The organism is Flavobacterium bomense, from assembly GCF_003970355.1.
This window is the reverse complement of sequence record NZ_RYDJ01000202.1, coordinates 1-1,146: the sequence shown is the minus strand read 5'-3', so window position 1 is coordinate 1,146 and position 1,146 is coordinate 1. Positions and strand designations below refer to the sequence as shown.

Below are 1,146 nucleotides of genomic sequence, written 5' to 3'. Positions count from 1 at the left end.
GGGTGGTGATATTGAATTGTTTTCCTTCTAGAAAAATTTTCATCTCTTTTTTGTGATATTCAATGGTATTATCAATTTCGAAAATTCTTCCAGGAAAGGCGATAATTTCAGAATTAGTATATAAATGCGAATGTTTATGGAGTTTTTTGAGTTTATAAAATATGCCGATTTCATCAAATCCGCCTGATTTCATTATCGCACTGTTGGGTTCATATAAATAATTCGCTGGCAAACCATATTCAGGATTTTCGGAATTTTCATTGAATACAAACTCGAAAGTATCTCTTTTTTCCTTGACTATGTTAATAGTTTTCAGGATTGTTTTTCCAAAATAATTTTTGTGTAATTCCCATAATAATTCCTTGACTTCATTTTCTAGAGCTATAATATGTATCGATTTTACGTTTTTTAGTTCGGATAATCCAGCCGAAATATCGAGGAGAGGTGCTGTTTTTATTAGAATTCTATCCGAAGAATTAAATAAAAAATCGAGATGTTCAGGAACATTGGGCAAACAATCTTTGAGCATAAAAACTTTGCCTTTGGCATCACTTCTTCTGGAAGGGTCAATGTAAATCCAATCGTATTCAGCCTTTAATTGCGACAAAATCTCTAAGCTATCTCCTGAAAGACATCTTATGTTTTTTACATTGAGTTGCTCGAAATTGTGTTTAACGATATGGGAAAGTTCAGGGTTTATTTCGCAATGAGTTACCTTGTTTATTTTTTTTGCAAAATAAAAATCGTCAACACCAAAACCTCCAGTTAAATCAATGAGACTTTCGCCAGAAACAATTTCGGATTTATAGGAAGCAGTTTTTTCGGATGAGGTTTGTTCAACAGAAATTTTGCTGGGATAAATGATGTTTTTGGTAGCAAACCAATGGGGTAATTTCTCTTTCGATTTGGTTTTAGCCTCAATTTGATTTAAAATAGAAACCCACTCCATTACAGGAAATGGATTTTTTTGCAAAGCCAATTTAGTAATAGTTTTATCAATAGACGAATTGATAAATTCTTGAATTTCAGAATTCAATAGCTTTAAATCCAAAATTAAATATTTTTAGTAAGTAGCTGAATTACTTTGTTTTCCGGAAAAAATTCTTTCCCAATTACTTTCATAATAGTGTATAACGGTACAGCGAT

At 31.4% G+C, this 1,146-nt stretch carries 1 protein-coding gene; it reads right to left on the bottom strand.

Annotated features, from left to right (window positions below):
* A partial coding sequence (locus EKL98_RS16745) for an O-methyltransferase (RefSeq protein ID WP_126563217.1) occupies nucleotides 1-1,051 on the bottom strand: 1,051 nt, incomplete at its 3' end.
* Between the last annotated feature and the right edge of the window lie 95 nt (nucleotides 1,052-1,146).